The following is a 22,992-nucleotide window of genomic DNA, read 5'->3' as shown; positions in this document are numbered from 1 at the left end:
AATGAGTGATCATAATGAAGATTTTGTTCACTTTTTATAACCCGAGTGGAGGTATGCAAACCCTGAACCGAGTTCGCTGCCAAGCGTTACATGCTCGCGGTGTAGAGTGCCATTTACTGTATACACACCATGGAAAAGGACAGCAGAATATCCGTAACATTCAAACGCATATTACCAATAGCGATGACGAGATCAGGGCAATGCTTGCTCGTGAAGCTTTTGACTTAATTGTAGTGTGTACGGATATTAACTTAGCAGAGCGGATTCGAGGGTTTGGGTATAAAGGGCCGCTTGTTTTTGAAGTGCAGGGTTTAGGCACCTTAGATGAAGCTGAGCAGGTCGTTAATAATTTTACAGAGCGCATTTACAGGCTCACCGATGCACTGCTGTATCCAGAAACAACCCATTTGCAGGCGCTTTTCAAAGGCGGATTTCCAACCATTCCACAATATTGTTTTGATGATCCGATCGATTGCGATCAGTTTGGATATACCAATTATCCCGCGAAAAGTTTCCCTATCCTCGGCTGGGTAGGACGCATTCAAACGAATAAGAATTGGCGGGAATTTCTGCAAATCGGGCAAAGGCTGCTGGCAATCCATCCCGAACTTTATTTATGGATTTTTCAGGATGATACTTTGTTTGATCCAGAGCAAAAAGAAAGCTTTGATCAATTTGTAGCTGAGACGGGGATTTCTTCACGGTTGATTTCGTATTCCAATATTCCTCATGAGCAAATGGCAGATTATATGAGTATTATTGGTGATTCGGGAGGTTTGCTCCTTTCTACCTCTATTTTGGAAGGGTTTGGATACGCGGTTGCTGAGGCGATGTTGTGCCGTTGTCCTGTACTTACTACAGATTCAGACGGCGTTCGAAGACTCGTCATTAACAATCACACTGGAAAAATATACACTAGAGGGCAGCTGGATGAAGCTGTGGTTGCTGCTCTATCCTTAATGAATGATCCAGAACTACGGGCCAGAATCAGGATGAATGGAGAATGGCATATCCGGACTAACCTATCCTCTGAGCTGTATGCAGACAGATTTCTACAGATGTATCATCAATTGATGGGACGCAGAATTCATATTGAGCGGCGCTGGTCTTAACTCTGCGGTTAATCCGCAGGGTTAAGATGTTTTTTCATGGATAAACAACGAGGTCAGAATTAGTGTCAATAAAAGGGTGATAATCATTCCTACCATTTGAATAATATTGTTTTCTATATCTCATTGATTAATTCCTTCGTATTATTCCGAACATTTCCCACTGCAGTAGAAACCGGGTAGGCTCTCATTTGATGCTGATCATAGGGTTTAAGAAGCTTTATTAACGAAGTTGCGTCCTGATTGTCCCGGCTCAGCCATTCTGGCTCATCCTCAGGCTTCAAAATAACTGGCATACGGTTATGGATTTCAGCCATAAGTTCATTTGGGGTAGTCGTTATAATCGTGCAGGTACTTAATTTATTACCTTCAGGGTCCATCCAAATATCATACAATCCGGCCATTGAAAAAATACCCCCATCGCGCATCACGATTCGCATGGGTTGTTTGCTATTGTCCTGAACCTTCCATTCATAGAAGCCATCAGATGGAATGATGCAGCGGCGGGAGCTTACTAATCGCTTGAAAGAAGGCTTCTCAAGGAGTGACTCTGCCCGGGCATTGATCATTTTACTGCCGATTTTGTCATCTTTGGCCCATGAAAGAACCAGACCCCAGCGCAGTTCCCCAAGTTTATTGCTGGATCCTGTGTTAATGACTGCCGGAATTTGCTGCATGGGTGCTGCGTTATATGTTGGAGCATAGTGGATAATGGTTGAATCATTCGCAAAATATCTGACCATCAGCTCTTCCATGGTGACGGTTATCGTATATCGTCCGCACATTTTATACACTTCCCATTCGGTCGTTTTTGAGGCTGGATTTGTTTACAGCTTGTAATCAGCATGTTATGCTCGAAATATTTCTTAGCTTGAACGGCTGTTAAGGGTTGTATCTTATTATAAACGAAGCACAATGAATGAAGAAAGCGGTGCATATAGGTGATTTTGGTAAGCTCTTGTTTAGCTGGTATGAAGGTAAGATATAATGGCACGGATTGTTTGGATGAGAAAATTCAGAAGCTTTTGAATGAGAATCAAGCTATTGCTGTGTGTCCGGAATTATTAGGGGGATTCTCTACGCCTAGAGAGCCAGCTGAAATTGTCGGCGGGGATGGTGAGGCTGTGCTTGCAGGAACGGCTAAAGTAGTGGACCGATCGGGCATAGATGTAACAGAACTATATTTAAAAGGGGCTTATATTACGCTTGAAAAAGCTCGAGAAGTTTCAGCTACGATGGTAGTCCTCAAGGAAAACAGTCCTTCTTGCGGCAGCACCATGATTTATAACGGAGAGTTCAAAGGGAAGAAGATCGCTGGGAACGGCGTGACTGCAGCTTTACTTAGAAAAAACGGCATAGAAGTTACCTCTGAAGAGAATTGGCTGTCATTACCTTAGCCTGTGCAGGGAATTGATTACAATATTGTGTTCTTTAGTTTGTGGAAAACTAACTTCTCGCGCGGTATAATTTAATAGTTCTTAAAAACGAACTGTTTTCCTATACCCTAGAAGTGGAGAAATGAATGATGAAAACCATCTATTTGGACCACGCCGCATCAACCCCGGTTCATCCGGAGGTGGCCAAGGTCATGCTGAATATAATGACAGAACAATATGGAAATGCGTCCAGTGTACATCAGTTCGGACGTTCAGCCAAGAAAATATTAAATGGGGCGCGCGATACTATCGCCGCCTTTTTAGGCTGCTCGCCGGAAGAGTGGGTGTTCACTGGCGGCGGAACCGAAAGTGACAATCTAGCACTCTATGGAGCTGTCGCTGCTGTTGCCCAGAAAGGCAATCATATTATCACCTCTGCGATAGAGCATCATGCAGTGCTACATACCTGCGAAGAGCTGGAGAAGGAAGGCTTTAAGGTTACTTATCTTCCTGTGGATTCTACAGGCCGAGTATCCGTTGCAGATGTAGAAGCAGCGGTGCAGGAAGACACAGTGCTAATCAGTGTAATGTATGCCAACAATGAGGTAGGAACCGTTCAGCCGATTCAGGAAATTGGCCAGTTTGCCAGAGAGCGGGGTATTCTGTTCCATGTTGATGCTGTACAAGCTCTTGGTGCCTTACCGATCACACTGCGGGAGCTTCCGGTAGATTACATGAGCTTTACAGCTCACAAAATCAATGGACCTGGGGGGATCGGTGGCCTTTATGTGCGGAGTGGAGCACCGCTGCATCCAAGACTCCACGGTGGCCTTCAGGAGCGCGGCAGACGAGCCGGAACAGAAAATTTAGCAGGTACTGCTGGATTTGCCAAGGCTGTTGAAATAGCAGTTACAGGTCTATCAGAACGTCGACAAAAAGTGCAGCTCCTGCGCAATAGACTACTTGAAGAGCTGGATGCGCTGATTGGACGGGAAAGTTATTCAATTAACGGCAATACCGAGCATTTTTTGCCAAGTATACTGAATTTGAGCTTCCCGGGAGCTAGAACAGATGTTATGCTGATGAACCTGGATATGGACGGGATTGCGGCAGCAAGCGGTTCAGCCTGCACGTCAGGATCACTGGAAATATCCCATGTTCTGAGAGCAATGGAGCTTCCAGAAAATATTTTAGGGTCAGCGATTCGATTTAGCATGGGTTTGGGTAATACTACTGAAGAAATTGAGTACGTTGCTCGAAAAGTTGAAACCATTCTGAATCGGCTGCGTATCAGAGACTAGTTACTTCTAGGCTATGGTAGGTATCCTGATCATTCGGGCTTTCACTTTTTGAGAACTCGTAATTACACTCAAAGTGAGGAGACCGAGCAGCCATGAAACTTCAAGATCTGATCGGCTTGGCTGTATATGAAGTTGAAGAGGGTAACGCAATCGGCAAAATTGTCGATATTTTGCTCGATTCAAACTGGAATATTACGGGTATTGAACTGGAAAGCAAATCTTTTTTTGGTGGCCATGTGAAATTTGTGGCATGGGAAGATATTGTGGCCTACGGCGAGGATGCTGTCATGATTCGTAATAAAGAGTCGATTGATAAGATAGATGCCGATCATATACCTTGTACTTTTCTACTTGGAAAGAACAAACTTAAGGATTTGAAAGTGCTAACTACAACTGGAACTATACTCGGACGAATATCTGATGTTTATTTTGACCAAAAGTTGGGAAACACAATAGGAGCGCTGGAAATTAGTGACGGGCTTGTCACTGATTTGATCGAAGGCCGCAAATGGCTGCCTTGTTCTGACGAGATGTCCATTGGTGAGAATGCATTAATGGTTCCTGCGATGAGCGAAGAACGGCTACAAAAAGCCATTAATATTGTTAACGGATAGGTGGAATGTATTATATGAAGTGTCCAAACTGCAACTCCAAAGATATCGGAAAGATCGGTTCCCACCAGTTTTATTGCTGGGGCTGTTTCATCGAATTGACGGTAAATGGCGAAAAAATGTCGGTTTATCAAGTTGAAGAAGACGGCACACTAAGCTCGCTGGACGACCTGTTCTCCGGGGATGATATGACTCAGGATTTCCCGCAAATTCATGCGTCGTCTTAACTATGAATCTTGCTTTGTAAGCAAGACTGCTCTATGTACTTAAGCGTCAATTTCCTTTCAGCTGAAATCAGTTGCAAGGTTATTGACGCTTTTTTGTGTGTTTGATGGTTATTTTGCTGCGGCCATACATATACTTATTTACGAAGCTAGTCCAGGCTCTACCGCAGGAGGGTACTCTCATGGAACAATGGTCCCAAAGTAAATGGTTCCGCTGGATGATCGGAGTGCTGCTATCCCTGATCATTTTGTATTTTGTTTGGTTGCTTCGTCCGATGCTGCAGGGGATTTTTGTATTTTTAAAGGCAATCCTCGCTCCATTTCTGGCAGCTATGATTATTTCCTATGTGCTGAATCCCGTGGTTAGTATGCTGGCCGGACGGAAGATGCCGCGTAGCGTAGCTGTTCTACTTATATATGCAGTGTTTCTAACGGCGATTACCGTGATCGCCATCAACCTTATCCCGATGTTTATTGAGCAGCTTGAAGAATTAAATGAACATCTGCCTGAGATCACACTGCAAGCCCAGGGGCTGATGAGCCATATGAATACAAGGCTAATACCGCCTGGGGTTGAAATGGGGATGAACAACTGGTTTTTTCAACTGGAGAATCGTCTGGCCGAAGGGATTTCGCATTTTCTCGATAATATAGGGACAACGATTAACTTGCTGTTCAATGCTTTTATCGTGCCGTTTCTGGTGTTCTATATTTTGAAGGATTTTGACGTATTTGAACGGACGGTGGTCTCTTGTCTGCCCCGCGCACGCCGCAAGTCTATTGTTACTTTGTTAAAAGATATCGATGCTGCGCTCGGCAATTACATTCGCGGACAATTTCTGGTCTGCATCATTATAGGTGTGCTTGCCTATATCGGCTATGCCATCGTCGGAATGCCTTATGCCTTACTGTTCGCCAGTGTGGTGGCAGTATTTAATATTGTTCCGTATATGGGTCCTTTTCTAGGGGCTGCACCTGCCATTGTGATGGCTTCGACCGTCTCTTTTCGATTAGTTCTACTGGTTGCTGTGGTAAACACTTTATGCCAAATTGTGGAGAGCAATATTATTTCTCCACAGGTCGTAGGCAGGACGCTACATTTGCATCCGCTGCTTATTATCTTCGCATTGCTGGTAGGTGGTGAACTGGCAGGGATGATTGGACTTATCCTTGCTGTACCGTTCTTTGCAGCTGCAAAAGTCGTAATTCAACACTTTATGGCGTTTTTAATCAAACGAAAGCCCGTATAAAGGGATAATCATTGACTATTGATAACAGTTTTGTATATAATGTTGGGGAATATTACTGATGACTCAGTATATAGTTGTTCGATGATGAGGAGTATTAATTCTATACCGTTATTGCAGAGAGCCGACACTAAGGTGCGAGTCGGTTAACGGAACAGAGTGAACTCACCTCGGAGTAACGGTGCAAGTTTACAGGATATCCATAAGAGATAATGGATGTCATGAATGAACCGCCGTCGCCTCACCCCCGCTAAAGGGTGCAAAGTGAGTGGCAGAATAAAGTATATTCGCCGCTAACTAGGGTGGTACCACGGGAATTATAACCTCTCGTCCCTAGCGATAATACGCTAGGGATGGGAGGTTTTTTTGTAAATATAAGAGAGTATACGTTTTACGCAATACTTCATGTCTTATATTTCCCGCATAAACGCTTACCGTCCTTATAAGGACACCGAAGGTGTATATGCTTGGTTAAGAAATAAGAAATCTAAGAAGTAACACTCCAAGGAGGAGCAGACAATGAGCGACAATCAAACAAATAGCACACCCGCTGGTGGTTACCGGGCGCAGACTATTGAGCCGAAATGGCAAAAGTTCTGGGATGAGAACAAAAGCTTTAAGACAGGAGAAGATCCTGAAAAACCCAATTTTTATGCACTGGATATGTTTCCGTATCCTTCAGGTGCAGGACTGCACGTAGGTCATCCAGAGGGTTACACAGCAACGGATATCGTTTCTCGCTACAAGCGGATGCGCGGTTTCAATGTATTGCATCCGATGGGCTGGGATGCTTTTGGACTTCCGGCAGAGCAGTATGCGATGGATACCGGCCAGCATCCACGTGATTTTACCGATAAGAACATCGATAATTTCCGCCGTCAGATCAAATCGCTGGGTTTCTCCTACGATTGGGACCGCGAGATCAGCACGACAGATCCGGATTATTATAAATGGACACAATGGATTTTTATCCAGTTGTATAACAAAGGCCTGGCTTATGTAGCAGAAGTACCTGTTAACTGGTGTGAGGCATTGGGTACGGTACTTGCCAACGAAGAGGTTATCGATGGTAAAAGTGAGCGCGGCGGTCACCCGGTCGTGCGCAAACCGATGCGTCAATGGATTCTGAGAATTACAGAGTACGCTGAGCGTTTGCTGGAGGATCTGGAAGAACTGGATTGGTCCGAAAGCATCAAGGATATGCAGCGCAACTGGATCGGGAAATCAACAGGTGCAGAAGTGAACTTTAACATTGAAGGTCACGAGGCTAACCTGACCGTGTTTACTACACGTCCAGATACACTGTTCGGAGCAAGTTACTGCGTACTGGCACCAGAGCATGAGCTTGTTGATGTGATTACCACTGAAGCTCAGCGTGCTGCTGTGGCAGAATATCGTGAAAAAGCTTCTCGTAAGAGCGATCTGGAGCGTACGGATTTGGCAAAAGAGAAGAGCGGTGTCTTCACAGGCGCATATGCAATTAATCCTGTGAATGGTGCGAAGGCGCCAATCTGGATTGCAGATTATGTGCTTGCTGGTTACGGAACGGGAGCAATCATGGCAGTTCCGGGTCACGATACACGCGACTGGGAATTTGCTAAACAATTCGGCCTGAATATCGTGGAAGTCGTTCAAGGCGGCAACGTTGAAGAAGAGGCTTATTCCGGAGAGGGTCCGCATGTCAATTCTGATTTCCTGAATGGACTCAAGAATGAAGAAGCGATTGCGAAGATGATTGCTTGGTTGGAAGAAAAGGGCGTAGGTAAAGGCAAAGTAACCTATCGTCTGCGTGACTGGCTGTTTAGCCGCCAACGCTACTGGGGAGAGCCCATTCCAATTCTGCATTTGGAAGACGGCACAATGAAGACTGTTCCAGTTGATCAGCTGCCGCTGGTACTGCCGGATGTAGATGCGATCAAACCTTCGGGTACAGGGGAATCTCCACTTGCGAATGTAACAGAGTGGGTGGAAACTATTGATCCTGAGACTGGCATGAAGGCTCGCCGCGAGACGAACACCATGCCGCAATGGGCGGGCAGCTGCTGGTATTACCTGCGTTATATTGATCCGAAAAACGATCAAGAGCTGTGCTCCCCTGAGAAGCAAAAAGCATGGCTTCCAGTAGATCTGTATATTGGTGGAGCGGAGCATGCCGTGCTTCACTTGCTCTATGCACGTTTTTGGCACAAGGTGCTTTATGATCTCGGCGTTGTTGAAACAAAAGAACCTTTCCATAAGCTGGTTAACCAAGGTATGATTCTTGGAAATAATAATGAAAAAATGAGTAAATCACGCGGAAATGTCATCAACCCTGATGAGATTGTGGAAGCTTTTGGTGCAGATACACTACGTGTGTATGAAATGTTTATGGGCCCTCTGGAAGCAACCAAACCTTGGAATGAAAAGGGTGTAGAAGGAGTTCACCGTTTCTTGTCCCGTGTATGGCGCCTGTTCGTGAGTGAAGATGGTAAGCTGAGCACCAAAATCACAGCAGACGGTGGCACTGACGAGTTCAAACGCACTTGGCACAAGACCATTAAGAAGGTCACTGATGATTTCGAGCATCTGCGTTTCAATACCTCAATTAGCCAGTTGATGATTTTTATTAACGATGCTTATAAGCAAGAAACTTTGTCCCAAGAAGCTGCTGAACACTTCGTACAAATGTTGTCACCACTGGCGCCTCACATCGCTGAAGAGCTGTGGCAGCTGCTCGGTCACGAAGGAAGTATCAGCTACGTGGCTTGGCCAACGTATGATGAAGCATGGACGGTGGATGCTGAGGTTGAAATCGTTATTCAGGTAAATGGTAAAATCGTACAACGCGCGTTGATCCCGCAGGATATGGGTCAAGAAGAGATGCAAGCTCATGCGTTGTCACTCCCGAATGTGAGTGCAGCAGTAGAAGGTAAAACCGTACGCAAGATCATTGCGGTTCCTGGCAAGCTTGTAAATATCGTAGTGGGTTAAGCGAAGAACGCAATAATGCCCGCAGCAACGGAGAATTCCGTGCTGCGGGTTTTATTGTTTTCTAACGGTCTACAGGACTTTGAATAATACCGTCATGCCCAAATAATGCATCCAGCTTGGTGACATCCTCATCGTATTTATCATGCGTAGTCATGATGAGACGTTCGAATACGCCCTCAAGGCTAATGCGAAGATGGTTCAGTGCCTCTGCGGTAATCCCGCCACGGACAGCTACACGTTCTTGGAGCTCTTGCGGGGTGAATTCTCCTTCTGTTAGCAGCTTGCCTGTTCCAAGCAGCATTTCACCTGCAAGCCGGCTGATTAACGTCTCTTCAATCCCGGTAACTTCCACCGCAGCTTCAATCCAGCGTTCAATGAAATAGCTCAAGAACGCAGGTCCGCAGCTGGAGAAATCAGAAGCGATTCGGGTATGGGCCTCTTGAATTTCCAAAGGAACACCTATGAAAGACAACAGCTGCAGCAGCACAAGCCTGTCTTCTTTATTAAGCCTGCTGCCAAATATGCACAGTGATGTCCCACTTTTGACACAGTGTGTAATGCTGGGGATGATCTTGGCTATTTTGGACGGCAAAGCGGATTCCAGATGTTGCAATTGAACGGGACTTGTAATGGATACGACGATTTGATCGCTGCGGAGATAAGGGCCAATCTCATCTGTTAAGGTTTTGAATTCCAGCGGTTTTACACATAAAAAAACAATGTCACTTCCAGTCGCTGTTTCACTATTGCTTCCGCATAAGTTTATGCCGGGATGACGATCTTCTAGCTCCAGCAGTTTATTCAGACTGCGGTTGCTGGCGAGTACATCGCACGGATTCAGGGCTCCGGAAGAAAGAAAGGCGTCAATCAGCAGGCTGCCCATGCTGCCTGTTCCGATAAATCCTACTTTCACCTGTGGTTCCTCCTTTCTAGCGTTGCTTTTTTACTAACTGACATGAATGCTCTTCGTTATATGTATGCAGGATAGACTTGGACAGATGACAGGTTTTGTATGAATTATTAAAGGAGTTTCCAGCCGCAGGAATGTATGAAGATTCACAAAAAGGCATAAGAAGAATTTTTGTGAGGAGGAAAGTGATATGAATAAAGGGAGTATCGTGCTCGGAGTGGCTGCTGCTGTAATAGGAAGTGGGCTATTCTGGGCGGCGGGAAGCAAGGGCGATTCCGGGATTGCCGGGTGGGAGACTTTGAATGTTGGTATGGAGCAAGCTGTTGGAATCGCTGAGTCTGGTGACGCTCCAGCTGCTGGGGGCAGTGAGGGAGGTCATCAGACGAAAGGAAATAAGCAACATTTAGAGAAAGATGCAGGGCAGGCTGAAGCTGCTGGGAATGTTGAAGACGGTGAGAAGGTTAAGGAGGCTGCGCAAGCAGAAGAAGCAGAAGAAGCAGAACAAGCAGAACAAGCAGAACAAGCTGTCCAAACTTCGGCAGATGAAAAAGCTACGGCAGCCGCTGCGGGGGAGCGAGCAAAAGGAGCGGGCCAAACACCAACGGCAGAAGGTCAAACACCAACAGGGGCAGAAGTTCAAACGCCAAACATTGCAGGAAAGCAAACGTCGGCAGGGGATAAAGCTGTTGCGGCTAAGGAGGCGACTGAGCTTTCCGCATCAGCAGCTTCACAGGAAGGTAAAGTAAATGTGAATACTGCGGGTGTTAAGGAGCTGATGGATCTTCCGGGCATCGGAGAAAAGAAGGCTCAGGCAATTATGGATTACCGCAACCTTGTAGGGACCTTTCGCAGCCTATCTGATCTGGGGAAGGTGAAGGGGATAGGACCCAAAATACTGGAGAAGTTAAAAGCATTAGTAATATTTTGAAGATAAATAGGAACTGAAGCCTCGCTGGATGTGCTACAACCGTTGTCCTAGTGAAAACTTGCGGGGATGTGCTACAATAGTTAACAACTATTTAGAAGGATTTGGAGATTGATTATGACTACTGCCTATCGTAAAGACTGGGATACTTATTTCATGGACATTGCCTGTATGGTCTCAACTCGTTCACGCTGCTCACGACGACATGTAGGTGCTGTGCTGGTGCAAGGCAAAAAGCTGCTTGGTACCGCGTACAACGGGGCGCCAATGGGCGTACCTGATTGCTCAGAGGCAGGTTGTATGCTCTCGGAGCAATATGAGATGGAGATCGTGGATGGCGTAGAGACTATGGTGAAGAAACAGCGCTGCATTCGCACGATTCATGCGGAACAGAATCTTTTGCTATTCACAGACCGGATTGACCGGGAAGGCAGCACCGTCTATGTGACGGATGAGCCTTGCTGGACCTGTGCAAATATGCTGGCTAATAGCGGTATTGTGGAGATTGTGTATTATCGTCCTTACCGTAAGGATATGGAAAAGGTAGAGGCAATGATGGCTGCCAAAGGCATCGTATTTCGCCAATTGGAAAATTATGAGCCGCCAAGTGAAACGATGATTAAAGTAGCGGATTAGCTGTATTGTACAACCCTAATTGAATAAGATGACTTGAGGAAGAACCTCTCGTACGCTTTTATGGCGTATGCAGAGGTTCTTTTTTTATCTTGCGAAAGGAGGAGAATGGAGGCGTGAAGGAGAGACCCTTATTAAGTTTTACAGTGTGTTGGGTGACTGGAAGTGCAGCAGCGTGTTTATACTCAGGGATTAGCTTGTGGTTGGCGGGGGCTGGATTACTATTGTTACTGGTTAGTATGAGAGTTTGGGTGAACATGAGCTGGAAACAGCTGGCGGTATTTTGTTTGGCGATTATTATATCCGCTGGATATTGGGAATGGAATGAAGGCCGCAATGTAAGTCACCTGCCTGAAGTGCTGGGGAAATTATTTTCGGAGTTGAATGAGACTGCCGTGGAGGCTAAGGGGACGATTATTTCCGTTGTGGAACGGGACGGGGACCGGGTTGATTTTACGATGAAGCTCTCAGAGTTATCGTTGATTACTGAGGAAGAGGCCGCTTCGCCTGATCCGCGGGACGAACAAGATAAAAGGGGGCATGGGGAGTTAATTATGGTGCAGATCAAACTTCTTGCCGAGCAAGAAATCGCTATTGCCGCGGAGTGGCACAGAGGGGATCAGGTGTCGCTAAACGGCGTACTTGAAGAGCCAGCGACAGCGCGGAATTACGGAGGGTTTGATTATCGAACCTATTTACATACGCAGAAGATCCACTGGCTTCTAAAGGGTCAGGGGGCAGAGAACGTGCAAGCAACGGCTCCAGATTCATGGCGTCCGTTAATGATCTTACGCTGGAATGATAAAGCGCGGGCAGTTCTTGGAGCAGAGACGGATCGGCTGTTTCAAGAGCGCCACTCTGGATATATGAAGGGTTTGGTGATTGGGATGCAGGATGATCTCGATCCGGATACCTTTAAGCAGTTCTCACAACTTGGGTTGACACATATCCTCGCCATTTCAGGCATGCATGTTGCAGTGTATGTTGGTGTTCTTTTATTTATATTCAGGCGCTTACGGATGACAAAAGAGACCACGCTAACAGTCACCTTAGTGCTCGTTCCCATATACGTCCTTTTGACAGGTGCAGGTCCGTCTATCGTACGTGCGGGATTAATGAGTATGATTGCATTGCTCGCTGCACGAGTTGGCATGCTGAAGGATGGACTGAATATTTTGGCTGCAGCGGCACTGGTTATGCTGATTTGGAATCCTTACATGCTGCTCAGTGTCAGTTTCCAGTTGTCATTTCTGGTGACCTTAGGATTAATGGTCTACGTTCCGCTTATGGACCCTCTGCTGAGGGCACTGCCACGCTGGCTTAAAAGCGCCGTCTCTGTGACTCTAGTTGCCCAGTTGGTCTCATTTCCATTGACGATCTATTATTTTAATCAATTTTCGCTGCTGTCTTTAGTGGCTAATCTGGTTTTTGTGCCCTTTATTACTTTTATTGTATTGCCTTTAGGAACGCTGGCGCTACTGCTTGGACGATTGTGGGGAGATGCTGCAATTTTTTTGGCACATATTACGGAGCTGCTGAATAACGTTACTTTTTATGCGGTTGAATGGATCAATGGTTTTGCTGGTGGAGTTTTGATTTGGCGCTCGCCTTCACTGCTGTGGATCGGAGTGTATTATGTCTTGTTGTACGGGCTGTTGTATGCTGCCAAGCTAAGAATGGAAGCCCGCGCAACACCGCAGTATATGGAGGATGAGACGAGGCCGTTAGCTGAGATTGGTTTACCTGTGAACAAGCACGGCGGGTTTGGGGGAGCGGGGAGCGCACAGTATTTTTTGGATGCGCCTATGTTTGTACGTTGGAGCGGAGCGATTGTTCTACTATCTGCGGTTGGACTGGGCCTAATGCTGTACAAGGGTTATCAGTCAGAAAGAATGGAAGGTAAAGGGACGATTAGTTATCTGGATATCGGGCAAGGCGACAGTATCCTCATCACTACACCAAAAGGAGCTCATATTCTTGTAGATGGTGGAGGAACGTTAAATTTTGGGCAAAAAGAAGAATGGCGGATTCGCCGCAGCCCGTTCGAGGTAGGGGCTAAAGTGTTGGTGCCTTTGCTTAAAAAACGTGGGATCCACCGTCTGGACGCGATTATTTTGACTCATGGGGATCAGGATCATGCCGGGGGACTCCAAGCCGTTATGGAGGCGATTCCGGTTTCGGCACTGCTTTTTAATGGCACACTCGCTGACCGTGAATCTTATATGGAGATGATGCGGACTGCGCTGGAGAACAATGTTCAACTGTATGCCGTGCATCAGGGAATGAGGCTTTCCCCGGATGATAAGACAAAGCTGTCCTTTTTATGGCCGGAGGAACAAGATAGAGAGGGAGCAGCGTCAGGTTCTTCTATGCTGAATGGCATCCCAATGCTAGAGGATCAGAACCACGATTCTGTAGTTTTTCGTTTAGAGATGAACGGAAGAAATTTTCTATTTACCGGAGATATGGATCTGGAAGCCGAGGAGGAGATTGTGCAGCAAGCACTGCAAAAGGGTATTAACGCAGGACCTTCCATTGACGTTTTAAAAGTAGCTCACCATGGGAGCAAAACTTCAACAGGCGAGTCTTGGCTGCAGTTCTGGCATCCATCGGCTGCGGTGATTTCTGCGGGAGTAAATAATCTATATGGTCATCCGAAAGCTGAGGTATTGGAACGTTTGGAAGTTAATCATGCTGCTATTTTTAGAACGGATCAGCAGGGGGAGATTCAGATGCGTGTGCGGGCCGACGGGATTATGGTGCGTCATAAGTTGGCGGAGGGAGCGGATTAAGGAAGGTAGTAGAGGAAGGTAGTAGAGTAATGTGATTGAGTGCTGGGGTATGAAAGAGGGATTTGTGAGTGCACACGGACTTCTACTGTTGCGGTTTGTGTAAGCGGGCAAAGTTGCTCCTATCCGAATTAATTTAGGTAGTAGACAGCTCAAGTAGCTCCTTCTGTCGCGTTAGTGCAGAGTAGGTCATCATGTATCAATATCGCAGAATCTATGTAGCTCCTTCCGTTGCATTCTTCCCCATAGACACCATAGAACCTAAAAACTCGTTTAGTTGCACTTTGTGCAATAGATCGCACTTTAAAGTAGCTGGATCTTCATTTAGTTGCACTTTGTACACTTGGAATCTGGAAAAATGCCTATTTCTCTAATTTTGAACAGAAATAGTTGCATGAAGTGCAACTAAATCACTTTATGAGCTGGAAAGATCTTTTTTAGTTGCACAAAGTGCAATAGAACGCTCCATATGAACATACCAAAGCGCCTCTGTTACATATTATCGTTGTAACGATGTTAACTTCCACCCAAATTCCGATTACTTGCTGATGATCCCAGTCCATTTGTTCTAGCACCTGCTCTAATGCAGTAACTGTAGTCCCTGTCTAGCACCAGCTGCTCTATTGCAGTAACTGTCGTAACTGTTGTCCTGTCTAGCACCAACTGCTCTAATGCAGTAGCTCCAGCTCCAGTAACCGCCGTCCTCCTCCAGTAATTATTACGCGTGCATGCACAATCTATGTAAACGCTTTATAATAGAGATAGAAGATTCTGGTAAACTCTATGCCTATTTAAACTATGTTTCAAAGCCCGGTGGTGAGAAGCTTATGTCCTCCGTGTTTTGTAGCGAATTAGGAGATGAAGCGATAGTGAATACATATGCAGAATTTAGAGTCACAGCGGAAAGTGTATACGATGTTCAAGTGGAATGTAGTAATCCAATTGGACATGCTTGGCGAATGATCGCCAGAGATCATGAGCAGGTGTTCGGAAAAGCTCCGTTACAACGAGCAGCAGCTACTGTAATTATTCGTTATGCAACACAGGATGATGGCTGCCCGGAATGGGCAGAGGGTTTTTGTTTGCATTTTGCAGGTAGTGAAGAGGATCGGGTCCTGCATATTATCGGCCGTGATGAATTGGGCATTATTTATGGGATGCTTCATTACAGCCGCCACGTGCTTGGTGTCGATCCCTTCTGGTTCTGGGCGGAGCTTCCTCCTGCTAAGAAAGATGCGATCAATCTGCCTGTTTCTGACTACAACAGCATTCAGCCAAAGGTACGTTACCGAGGTTGGTTCGTGAATGATGAAGTGTGTCTTATTGGCTGGAAGGAGGATTATCCTCCGACGGCGGAGGTATGGGAGCCTGTTTTTGAAGCGCTGCTGCGCTGTGGTGGAAATATGGTAATCCCGGGGACGGATTTGCCGAGAGACGGAGTTCATCATCAGCTTGCGGTGGATATGGGACTGTGGATCACACATCATCATGCGGAGCCGCTTGGCGCGCAAATGTTCCTGCGTGCTTTTCCGGGCAAGCAGGCTAGCTATAAAGAATATCCAGAATTGTTTGAACAGCTGTGGAGAGAAGCCATCGAGCGGCAAAAAGATGAAAAAACACTCTGGGTGCTCTCCTTCCGCGGACAGGGCGATAAACCTTTTTGGGAGAATGACCCCTCTTTTGATACTCCGGAGAAACGGGGCGATTTGATCTCATTTGTGGTTCGCAAGCAATACGATATGATCTGTGAATATGTGGACCAGCCTGTGTGCTGTATGGCGATGTACGGAGAAATTGCGGAGCTGTATAAACAGGGAAAGATCGAAGTTCCAGAAGGTGTTATTAAAATATGGGCGGATAACGGATACGGCAAAATGGTGTCGCGACGACATGGCCATCTGAATCTGCGCGTGCCTGCTCTACCCGAGGCAGGAGATCAAGGCAAAAACGGGGTATATTACCACGTCACCTTCCACGATTTGCAGGCCTCCAATCATCTAACACAATTCCCTACGGATCCGTCCTTTATAGTGGAGGAATTACAGGGTGCATTTGCGGCAGGGGCTAGTGAATATCTGCTGGTGAATTCAGGGAATATTTTGCCTCATCTCTATACATTAGATCTGACAGCAAAGTTGTGGATGGATGGAACAGCAGATGCTGATGAACAGCTTCAGACCTTCGTTAACCGTTTCTACACAGCGCAGCAGGGGCGAATTGCCCAATTGTACAAAAGCTACTTCAAAAACACCATAGTATATGGTCCTAATGCTGACGACCGCGCAGGCGATGAATTCTATCATCATCCGGCAAGGCAGATTATAGGGCATTGGCTGCAAAATAAGACGGAGAGCGATGAACGTCTGTGCTGGGCCGCAGGGGATGTTCCTTTTGTAGAGCAGGTTCGATGGTTCAGGGATCGAGCTGAGCGAGTTGTACTAGTCTGGTATCTGCTGCGAAAGCAGTGCCTAGAGGTGATGGAACTTTTACCCGAAAAAGAGCGAAACAGGCTGCATGTTCAACTGCTAGTTCAAATTGAGCTGCATTGGAGCGGGTGCAGAGGGTTATCCTCTCTTTGCCAGGCGTATATGTGTTACCAAGAAGAGCGATTTCCAGAGGCGTTTATCGAAGCTTCACATGCGGTTTGGGATTATAAGGAGGGCCAGCAGGCTCTTTTACGGGCAGAGATCGGTCAGTGGAAGCATTTTTATCGGGCTGATTGGTTGACCAATATTGCCAACACTATAGATCATGTAGAAACAGCGCGTAAATTTTTGCGGATTCAGGGGGATAGTCCGGATATGTTTTTATGGTATAAGGAATATTTGATGCCCGAGACTGAAAAGCATATCTATCTGGAAAATACGCATCGTAATCCGTTACCGGACGATGAGCTTGCACGGCGGCTGGAGGAGAAATTCAGCTCTCTTTAAAATATCCGCACACCACTAGTGAACGCTTAAAACGTTCATCGGTGGTGTTTTTTAATGAATGACCTATTTTTTTATTTTAGAGGGAACTTTTTCAAGTTTGGAAAGTCTTATTAGGCAAGGGGTGAGGCGAAACATGCTAAGCGAAGATATACCATATACAGCAGCGTACGCGCCCGCAATGAGTTTGCGGGAAATGATGGAGGCGCATGGCTCGGATGTGTGGAATTATGCTTTTTTCTTAACTAGAAGTCGAGAGCAGGCAAATGATATCAGCCAAGAAGTATTTTTGAAGGCGTATAAGAATGTTGGGAAATACCGGGGTCAATCTTCGATGAAAACCTGGCTGCTTACAATTACCAGAAATACGGCCTTCAGTTGGAGCAAAAATAGCTTTTGGCGCAGATTCATAGCTTTGGGCGATCAACCTACTACTGTTAATGCTCCTTCTGCGGAAAAAGAAGCTCTCGGCAATCAGTATGCGAACCGTATCTGGGAAATTATTATGACCCTTCCAGAGAAGAACAGAGAGGTGCTTGTGCTAGATATTCAACATGGATTATCCATTGCCGAAATGTCAGATTTGCTGAATGTAGCACAAGGAACCGTGAAATCTCGGCTCGCGCGGGCGAGAGAGAAGGTTAAAGAGGCTATCCAGAAGGAGGAGAGGGAATGAAACGCAACGCGGATGATAGTAATCCAGTGATGATCGGGCAGACGGATTGGTATGCGGAAGCAGGCAAAAGACCTTTCATTGAAGATGGTTTCACGCCTGAGTTAATGATGCGGATCGAACAGGCTGCTGTGAATAAAAGTTCAGGTTACAAACGTTATTGGATGAATAAAAATGTGCTTCTAACCAGTCTGGCTACGGTTTTGTTGATAGGTGCGCTTACCTTGCCTATGGGTGTATGGAAAAACACAGGGCCAATCCATTCGCCATCCGTTCAGTCACAAGGCGCAGGCATACTGCCTTCTTCTAGTTCTGCAACTAATGATAAAGCGTTAGAGCCTCCGACAAGTCCAGTAGAATTTGAGATTAGCGGTAAGAAATACTACATGCCTTTGCCAATGAACAGAGATAAGAGCAAAGCGTATGCCGTTGAGACAACAGCGGGAATTCTTTGGTCGCCGCCACCCCCGATGGTTGACTACAAGAAGCCAAAGTACACACATCCTACAGAACCGTTCACTCTTTACCTGAGCTCTAAGGACCAGACGGAGCTATCGGCTTCTTCGGCTACTAGGATTTATACTTTTCCTCTTTATGGGGGAGGGGCAAGTACGTATCAATATTTGAGTGGATTTTTTGGAGCAGGCGATTACGTCCTGTTAATTTCCTTCAAAATGACTCTTGGTGTAGGAATGTATGAGGATGTTAAATTTTCAATGCTTAATGTTAAAAAAGCAGCGGCGGGAGAATCTGTAGTTCCAATAGCGCTTGCATCCTTCGATAATACACTTTTAGAATACAAGTCATTAATCGCTGTTGATAAGGAGCATGGACAACTCGTACTTAGTTACTTAGAATATGCAGGGGATAAAAAGTACAAAGAGAAAACCGTACTTTATGATATGGAGACCATGAGCATTCCAACACCTGCTACAGCAATTGGTTTTAAAGAGATTAAGGGAGAAACATTAATTATGGATTATAAAGTGGGTGGGGAACAACGTAAAGCGGATATTCTTACGAAAGCTGGATTGGGGTGGCTGGATGAGAATTGGGCTTTTTTATCCGAAGAGCAGCAAAATAAGCTTTATATGGATTATATGAACAATACTCCCTAGTAGATAAATCACTAAATAAAAGCTATACTTTTTGATAAAGTATTTTCTTTTGAGAAGAGTGGAGCCGAAGCGATGAAGAAGTTAACGATTGATGATGTGGCTCAAAAAGCGGGAGTTTCGAAAAGTACGGTCTCCCAATTTTTGAACAAACGTTTTAAATATATGAGTGAAGCGACGAAAAACCGGATTGAGGCAGTAATTGAGGAGCTTAATTATCAGCCGAATGGTCTGGCGCGCAGTCTGAAGCAGAATCGGACGCATATGGTCGGGATCATCGTAGCCAATATTGACTATACGCTGTCAATCCAATGTATCCGGGCGATTGAGAATGAGCTGCAGCATCACGGAATCCAAGTGATCATATGCAACGCGGATGAGAATGCGGAGAAAGAAAGCAAGTATGTAGAAACCTTAATCGCACGTCAGGTGGACGGGCTGATTATTTTTCCTACAGGGAATAACCCGTCTGCCTATAGCAAGCTGATAGAGGCTGATTTTCCGCTAGTCTTTATGGATCGTCTGGTAGATGGAATCACCACGCAGAGTCTATTGCTGGACAATGAAATGGCGGCAAAGATAGGCGTAGGGCAGCTAATACAGCAAGGTCATGAGCGGATTGCTCTGGTGTCCCTCCCAATTGGGGAGCATGCGATTACCCCTCGGAAAGAGCGGATTAGTGGCTACAAAAAAGCGATGGAAGAAGCGGGCATAACGCTGCGTGAGGAGTATATTTGCAGTGTATCCAAAGAGGAATTAGCTTCGGGGCTGGAACACTTATTAGCACTGCCGGAGCCGCCGACCGCGTTGCTGGCTACGAACGACATCACACTAGCGGAAATTCTGAAATATGCGAATCGAAATGCCATCTCTATTCCAGAACAGTTGTCGGTCATCGGGATAGATGATGCGGAATTCGCGCAAATATATAATCCGGTCATTACGACAATCCGACAGCCTGCTTACGAGATGGGGATGCAGGCTGCCAAGATTATACTCTCTTGTATCGAGGATAAGGGAGCTTCTGTTCCAATTACATATCGTTTCCCGCCGACCTTGCAGCAAGGGCAGTCGGTGAAGTCTTACAAATAAGTTCGAACTATAAAAAGGGGAGTGCCCAGCAGCTATTTCTTAGCTTGTTGAGCACTCCCCCTTTTATTGGACCTAACTTTATCTAAACACTAAACTTGGGTTTGATTGAGTAATATTTTCGAGCAGGAAGTCGCTATCGGACTCAGCTGATCTTATAAGCAGTATAATCCCATATTTGGAGTACTATCGGACCCCATCGCAGCTATCGGCATGGAAAACATGCTAAATGCCCTTTTTCATAAGGAATAGCGTCACTGGAGTCCGAAACTACGCCGCAAAGGTAAAAAAATCGCAAATAGCGTCTTCTGGGTCCGAAAGCCCCAGGGGTACGTGATTACATTGCTGAAGCATAGCAATAGCAATAGCAATAGCAATAGCAATAGCAATAGCATAGCCATAGCAGCCAATCAGCGACCCAAAAAGCAGAGCAGCGCTCCTCCAATAACGGAGAATCGCTGCTCTTTTGCGATTATTAGACTTCTTGTTGCATAAACTTCGCAAGTTCCTCACGGGTGGGAAGTCCGTCCATATCGCCTGGCGACATGACGGCTAACGCACCGATCGCATTGCCGCGTTTGACGGCCTCAGCAATCGGAAGCTTTTCCAGCATCGCACTGATTACGCCAACCGCAAATCCATCACCTGCACCCACCGTATCAACAACCTGCTCCACCTTGAATCCGTCCACGTAACCTTCCCCAGCAGAGGATTTATAGTAAGCGCCTTCAGGGCCAAGCTTGATGACGACTAAGCTTACGCCACGCTCCAGGTAATAGTCAGCAATCTCTTCGGGTGTGCTCAGTCCGGTAAGGATTTTACCTTCACCGAGCCCCGGCAGGAACCAGTCGCAGCGTGTAGCCAGATCATTAATGGTACTCACCATTGTTTCTGTATCCGGCCATAAGCTAGGACGCAGATTAGGATCCAGAGAGATCGTCTTTCCTTTACTCTTCATAAATTCCATAGCGTGAATAGAAAATTCAAGACAGTTCTTGGACAAAGCGGCGGAGATACTTGTAACATGCAGATGTCCTGCGGAATTGAAGTAGGCCTCGTCAAAATCCTCCAGACTAAGCGTGGAGGCTGCGGAGTTTTTGCGGAAGTATTCGACCTTTGGATCGCCGGTAACCACTTTCGATTTGATAAGCATACCTGTTGAATACTCTTTAGTAAAAGTAATATTGTCCGTATTAATGTTCTCATTCTTCATCGCCTGAGCAATGAATGTGCCAAAGTTATCTTCGCCAAGCTTCGTAACATAACCTGTAGGATGATTCAAACGCGACAAGCCTGTAGCCACGTTGCTTTCTGCACCTGCTAATGCTTTGGAGAACGAAAATACTTCATGCAGAGGACCGGCCTCATTCGCATAAAACATCGCCATCGGCTCCCCGAAAGTGACGGCATCCAGCTGTTTACTCATTTTTAGTTCCTCCTAGGGTAATGATTTTATCCCAGTATAATGATTTGTAATTTGAAATTATCACATAAATCGGTTTTGTACAATAAAATAATGATTGTTAACCAAAAAACTTTTTTCGTAAAAAGAAAATAATGTTTCCATAAACCCTTGTTTTATAAAGGTTTTTCTTAGATTTTATTACTTATTTCCCTCTGATGTAATAAAAATGTATTGACTGTTAATCGTATTGTTATTACTATTTCCTTATAGAACAAAACGCAATAATTAGTAAATTTAATAAAATAGTTTATCTAAAAAAGTATTTCCTGTTTATCTATGATCGTCCAAGAGAAAGGGAGTCTACTGATGAAGAAAATGAAAGTATTACAGAATGTGGCATCCGTCGGGGTTGTAGCGGTTATTCGAGCAGAAAGTGCTGAGGAAGCTTTTAAGATGTCCGTTGCTTGTATAGAAGGCGGTCTAAATAATATTGAGGTAACTTTTACTACACCAGACGCGGACGTGGCGATTAAGAGATTGGTTGCAGAGTACGGGAGTCGTGCGGTGATTGGCGCCGGAACTGTCTTGGACCCATTAACAGCTAGAATAGCCATTCTTGCAGGTTCAGAGTTTGTCGTTAGTCCCTCTTTTGAAGTGGAGACAGCTAAGATGTGTAATCTTTACGGCATTCCCTATATGCCTGGTTGCATGACATTAAATGAAATGAAGGAAGCGTTGAAGTACGGCGTGGATGTGCTTAAACTGTTCCCTGGCAGTGCTTTCGGTCCGGATTATGTAAAAGCGGTTAAAGGTCCTATGCCACATGTGAATATTATGCCGACCGGTGGCGTGGATTTGAACAATATGGAGAAGTGGATTGCAAACGGCTGCATGGCTGTGGGCATTGGGGGGAATTTGACTGCACCGGCGAAGAATGGCCGATACGATCAGATTACCGATCTTGCTGCCCAATATGTGGCGAAGTTTAAAGAGATAAAAGGGATTTAATGTATAGTTCGAACGGAGATTGAAATCCAGATTCGCGTTTTTATTTATAGGCTGTGTGGCTGACAGATGTTGGCCATGCAGCCTTTTTATGTTGATTTTCTTTGAGCTGTCCATATTCCTTTTATTCTATGCTTTTTAGAAAGTATAGAATCGGGATAAAGATAATAAACTATATAATAGAAGAGTAGTGATACATGGACTGAACGTCAGGATCTATTATCCAGCCGGGAGTGAGTATATGCCTGCTTATAATGACAAAGCGCTGTATCAAGCAGCGGATGAAGATGATGCTGAGTACGTAGAAATTGAGTCGGCATTCCATGGTTGTAAGGTGACGGAAGGGCAGATCTACAGATTAGAGCGCAATTACAATAACCCTCAATTATTTGAGAATGGAGAAGCCTATGTGGTGGATGATGAGACTAGGGAAAACTACGCGGTCTTCATGCTCTGCAAAATTGCGCTCTATAAATAGAGTTTCTTGCCCGATTCCGGAGGGTAATATTTAAGACAGACGGCTTCATTTCCGACAAGGGGATAGGCCGTTTCTTTTGATGTCATTTTTGTTACTAAGATAGTGAAAAAGAGTATTTGAATGATTGTTGTTTCCCCTGTATGCTTAGTAGGAATTATTGGCTAAAAATATTAATTACACGGTTGCAACAAATTCGCAGTCT

19 protein-coding genes are annotated in these 22,992 nt (G+C 45.5%); 16 read left to right on the top strand and 3 right to left on the bottom strand.

Annotation, left to right across the window (positions count from 1 at the left end; translation table 11 throughout):
- Window positions 1–14: 14 nt before the first annotated feature.
- Window positions 15–1,112 (top strand): glycosyltransferase family 4 protein, encoded by a 1,098-nt coding sequence (locus NYE72_RS23905; protein WP_036677572.1) that lies wholly within the window; start codon window positions 15–17, stop codon window positions 1,110–1,112.
- Between the two features lie 113 nt (window positions 1,113–1,225).
- On the opposite strand, the gene NYE72_RS23900 is transcribed toward NYE72_RS23905, so the two are convergent.
- The gene (locus tag NYE72_RS23900; RefSeq protein ID WP_339210577.1) at window positions 1,226–1,894 is read right to left on the bottom strand and encodes an SOS response-associated peptidase; all 669 of its coding nucleotides are present in this window, start codon (window positions 1,892–1,894) and stop codon (window positions 1,226–1,228) included.
- 156 nt (window positions 1,895–2,050) lie between these two features.
- On the opposite strand from NYE72_RS23900, the gene NYE72_RS23895 reads away from it, so the two are divergent.
- The 6 genes from NYE72_RS23895 (at window position 2,051) to leuS (ending at window position 8,838) form a co-directional block, all read left to right on the top strand.
- On the top strand, window positions 2,051–2,506 hold the full coding sequence (locus tag NYE72_RS23895) for a DUF523 domain-containing protein (RefSeq protein WP_339210575.1): 456 nt from the start codon (window positions 2,051–2,053) through the stop codon (window positions 2,504–2,506).
- 128 nt (window positions 2,507–2,634) lie between these two features.
- Window positions 2,635–3,786 (top strand): cysteine desulfurase family protein, encoded by a 1,152-nt coding sequence (locus NYE72_RS23890; RefSeq protein ID WP_038572963.1) that lies wholly within the window; start codon window positions 2,635–2,637, stop codon window positions 3,784–3,786.
- 92 nt (window positions 3,787–3,878) lie between these two features.
- Window positions 3,879–4,400, top strand: a complete 522-nt coding sequence (locus tag NYE72_RS23885) for a PRC-barrel domain-containing protein (protein ID WP_038572961.1) — start codon at window positions 3,879–3,881, stop codon at window positions 4,398–4,400.
- Between the two features lie 14 nt (window positions 4,401–4,414).
- On the top strand, window positions 4,415–4,624 hold the full coding sequence (locus tag NYE72_RS23880; RefSeq protein WP_036677557.1) for a hypothetical protein: 210 nt from the start codon (window positions 4,415–4,417) through the stop codon (window positions 4,622–4,624).
- A gap of 179 nt (window positions 4,625–4,803) precedes the next feature.
- Complete coding sequence (locus tag NYE72_RS23875) at window positions 4,804–5,871, top strand: AI-2E family transporter (RefSeq protein WP_036677553.1); 1,068 nt, start codon at window positions 4,804–4,806, stop codon at window positions 5,869–5,871.
- A gap of 516 nt (window positions 5,872–6,387) precedes the next feature.
- Window positions 6,388–8,838, top strand: a complete 2,451-nt coding sequence (leuS, locus tag NYE72_RS23870) for a leucine--tRNA ligase (RefSeq protein ID WP_339210573.1) — start codon at window positions 6,388–6,390, stop codon at window positions 8,836–8,838.
- A gap of 61 nt (window positions 8,839–8,899) precedes the next feature.
- Here the strand turns inward: leuS and comER are convergent, their stop codons facing one another.
- Complete coding sequence (gene comER, locus NYE72_RS23865) at window positions 8,900–9,751, bottom strand: late competence protein ComER (RefSeq protein WP_036677548.1); 852 nt, start codon at window positions 9,749–9,751, stop codon at window positions 8,900–8,902.
- Between the two features lie 187 nt (window positions 9,752–9,938).
- Here comER and NYE72_RS23860 point away from each other — a divergent pair, with 187 nt between their 5' ends.
- The 7 genes from NYE72_RS23860 (at window position 9,939) to NYE72_RS23830 (ending at window position 19,905) form a co-directional block, all read left to right on the top strand.
- Window positions 9,939–10,676: a ComEA family DNA-binding protein gene (locus NYE72_RS23860; RefSeq protein WP_254924571.1), complete on the top strand. Its 738-nt coding sequence runs from the start codon at window positions 9,939–9,941 to the stop codon at window positions 10,674–10,676.
- Window positions 10,677–10,790: 114 nt separating this feature from the next.
- Window positions 10,791–11,309: a dCMP deaminase family protein gene (locus NYE72_RS23855; protein ID WP_036677545.1), complete on the top strand. Its 519-nt coding sequence runs from the start codon at window positions 10,791–10,793 to the stop codon at window positions 11,307–11,309.
- A 113-nt stretch (window positions 11,310–11,422) separates the two neighbouring features.
- Window positions 11,423–14,098 (top strand): ComEC/Rec2 family competence protein, encoded by a 2,676-nt coding sequence (locus NYE72_RS23850; RefSeq protein WP_326046896.1) that lies wholly within the window; start codon window positions 11,423–11,425, stop codon window positions 14,096–14,098.
- Window positions 14,099–14,964: 866 nt separating this feature from the next.
- Entirely contained in the window at window positions 14,965–17,028 is a 2,064-nt protein-coding gene (locus NYE72_RS23845) for a glycosyl hydrolase 115 family protein (protein ID WP_326046895.1), read from the top strand.
- Window positions 17,029–17,161: 133 nt separating this feature from the next.
- Window positions 17,162–17,701 (top strand): RNA polymerase sigma factor, encoded by a 540-nt coding sequence (locus tag NYE72_RS23840; RefSeq protein WP_052097267.1) that lies wholly within the window; start codon window positions 17,162–17,164, stop codon window positions 17,699–17,701.
- A complete protein-coding gene (locus tag NYE72_RS23835; RefSeq protein ID WP_076272404.1) occupies window positions 17,698–18,816 on the top strand; it encodes a hypothetical protein in 1,119 nt (372 codons plus the stop codon). Before NYE72_RS23840 ends, NYE72_RS23835 begins: the two co-directional genes overlap by 4 nt.
- Window positions 18,817–18,888: 72 nt before the next feature.
- Window positions 18,889–19,905, top strand: a complete 1,017-nt coding sequence (locus NYE72_RS23830; RefSeq protein WP_038572957.1) for a LacI family DNA-binding transcriptional regulator — start codon at window positions 18,889–18,891, stop codon at window positions 19,903–19,905.
- A gap of 472 nt (window positions 19,906–20,377) precedes the next feature.
- On the opposite strand, the gene NYE72_RS23825 is transcribed toward NYE72_RS23830, so the two are convergent.
- Window positions 20,378–21,328: a sugar kinase gene (locus tag NYE72_RS23825; RefSeq protein ID WP_036677538.1), complete on the bottom strand. Its 951-nt coding sequence runs from the start codon at window positions 21,326–21,328 to the stop codon at window positions 20,378–20,380.
- A gap of 345 nt (window positions 21,329–21,673) precedes the next feature.
- On the opposite strand from NYE72_RS23825, the gene NYE72_RS23820 reads away from it, so the two are divergent.
- Both NYE72_RS23820 and NYE72_RS23815 read left to right on the top strand, forming a co-directional pair.
- Window positions 21,674–22,315 carry a bifunctional 2-keto-4-hydroxyglutarate aldolase/2-keto-3-deoxy-6-phosphogluconate aldolase gene (locus NYE72_RS23820; RefSeq protein ID WP_036677536.1) on the top strand — a complete coding sequence of 214 codons (642 nt, stop codon included), beginning with the start codon at window positions 21,674–21,676 and terminating at the stop codon, window positions 22,313–22,315.
- Window positions 22,316–22,553: 238 nt separating this feature from the next.
- Window positions 22,554–22,790 carry a hypothetical protein gene (locus NYE72_RS23815; RefSeq protein WP_036677533.1) on the top strand — a complete coding sequence of 79 codons (237 nt, stop codon included), beginning with the start codon at window positions 22,554–22,556 and terminating at the stop codon, window positions 22,788–22,790.
- Window positions 22,791–22,992 lie beyond the last annotated feature (202 nt).

The sequence above is a fragment of the Paenibacillus sp. FSL L8-0333 genome (assembly GCF_037965665.1).
Classification (GTDB): domain Bacteria; phylum Bacillota; class Bacilli; order Paenibacillales; family Paenibacillaceae; genus Paenibacillus_AQ; species Paenibacillus_AQ odorifer.
This window is presented reverse-complemented; position numbering and strand designations above follow the sequence as displayed.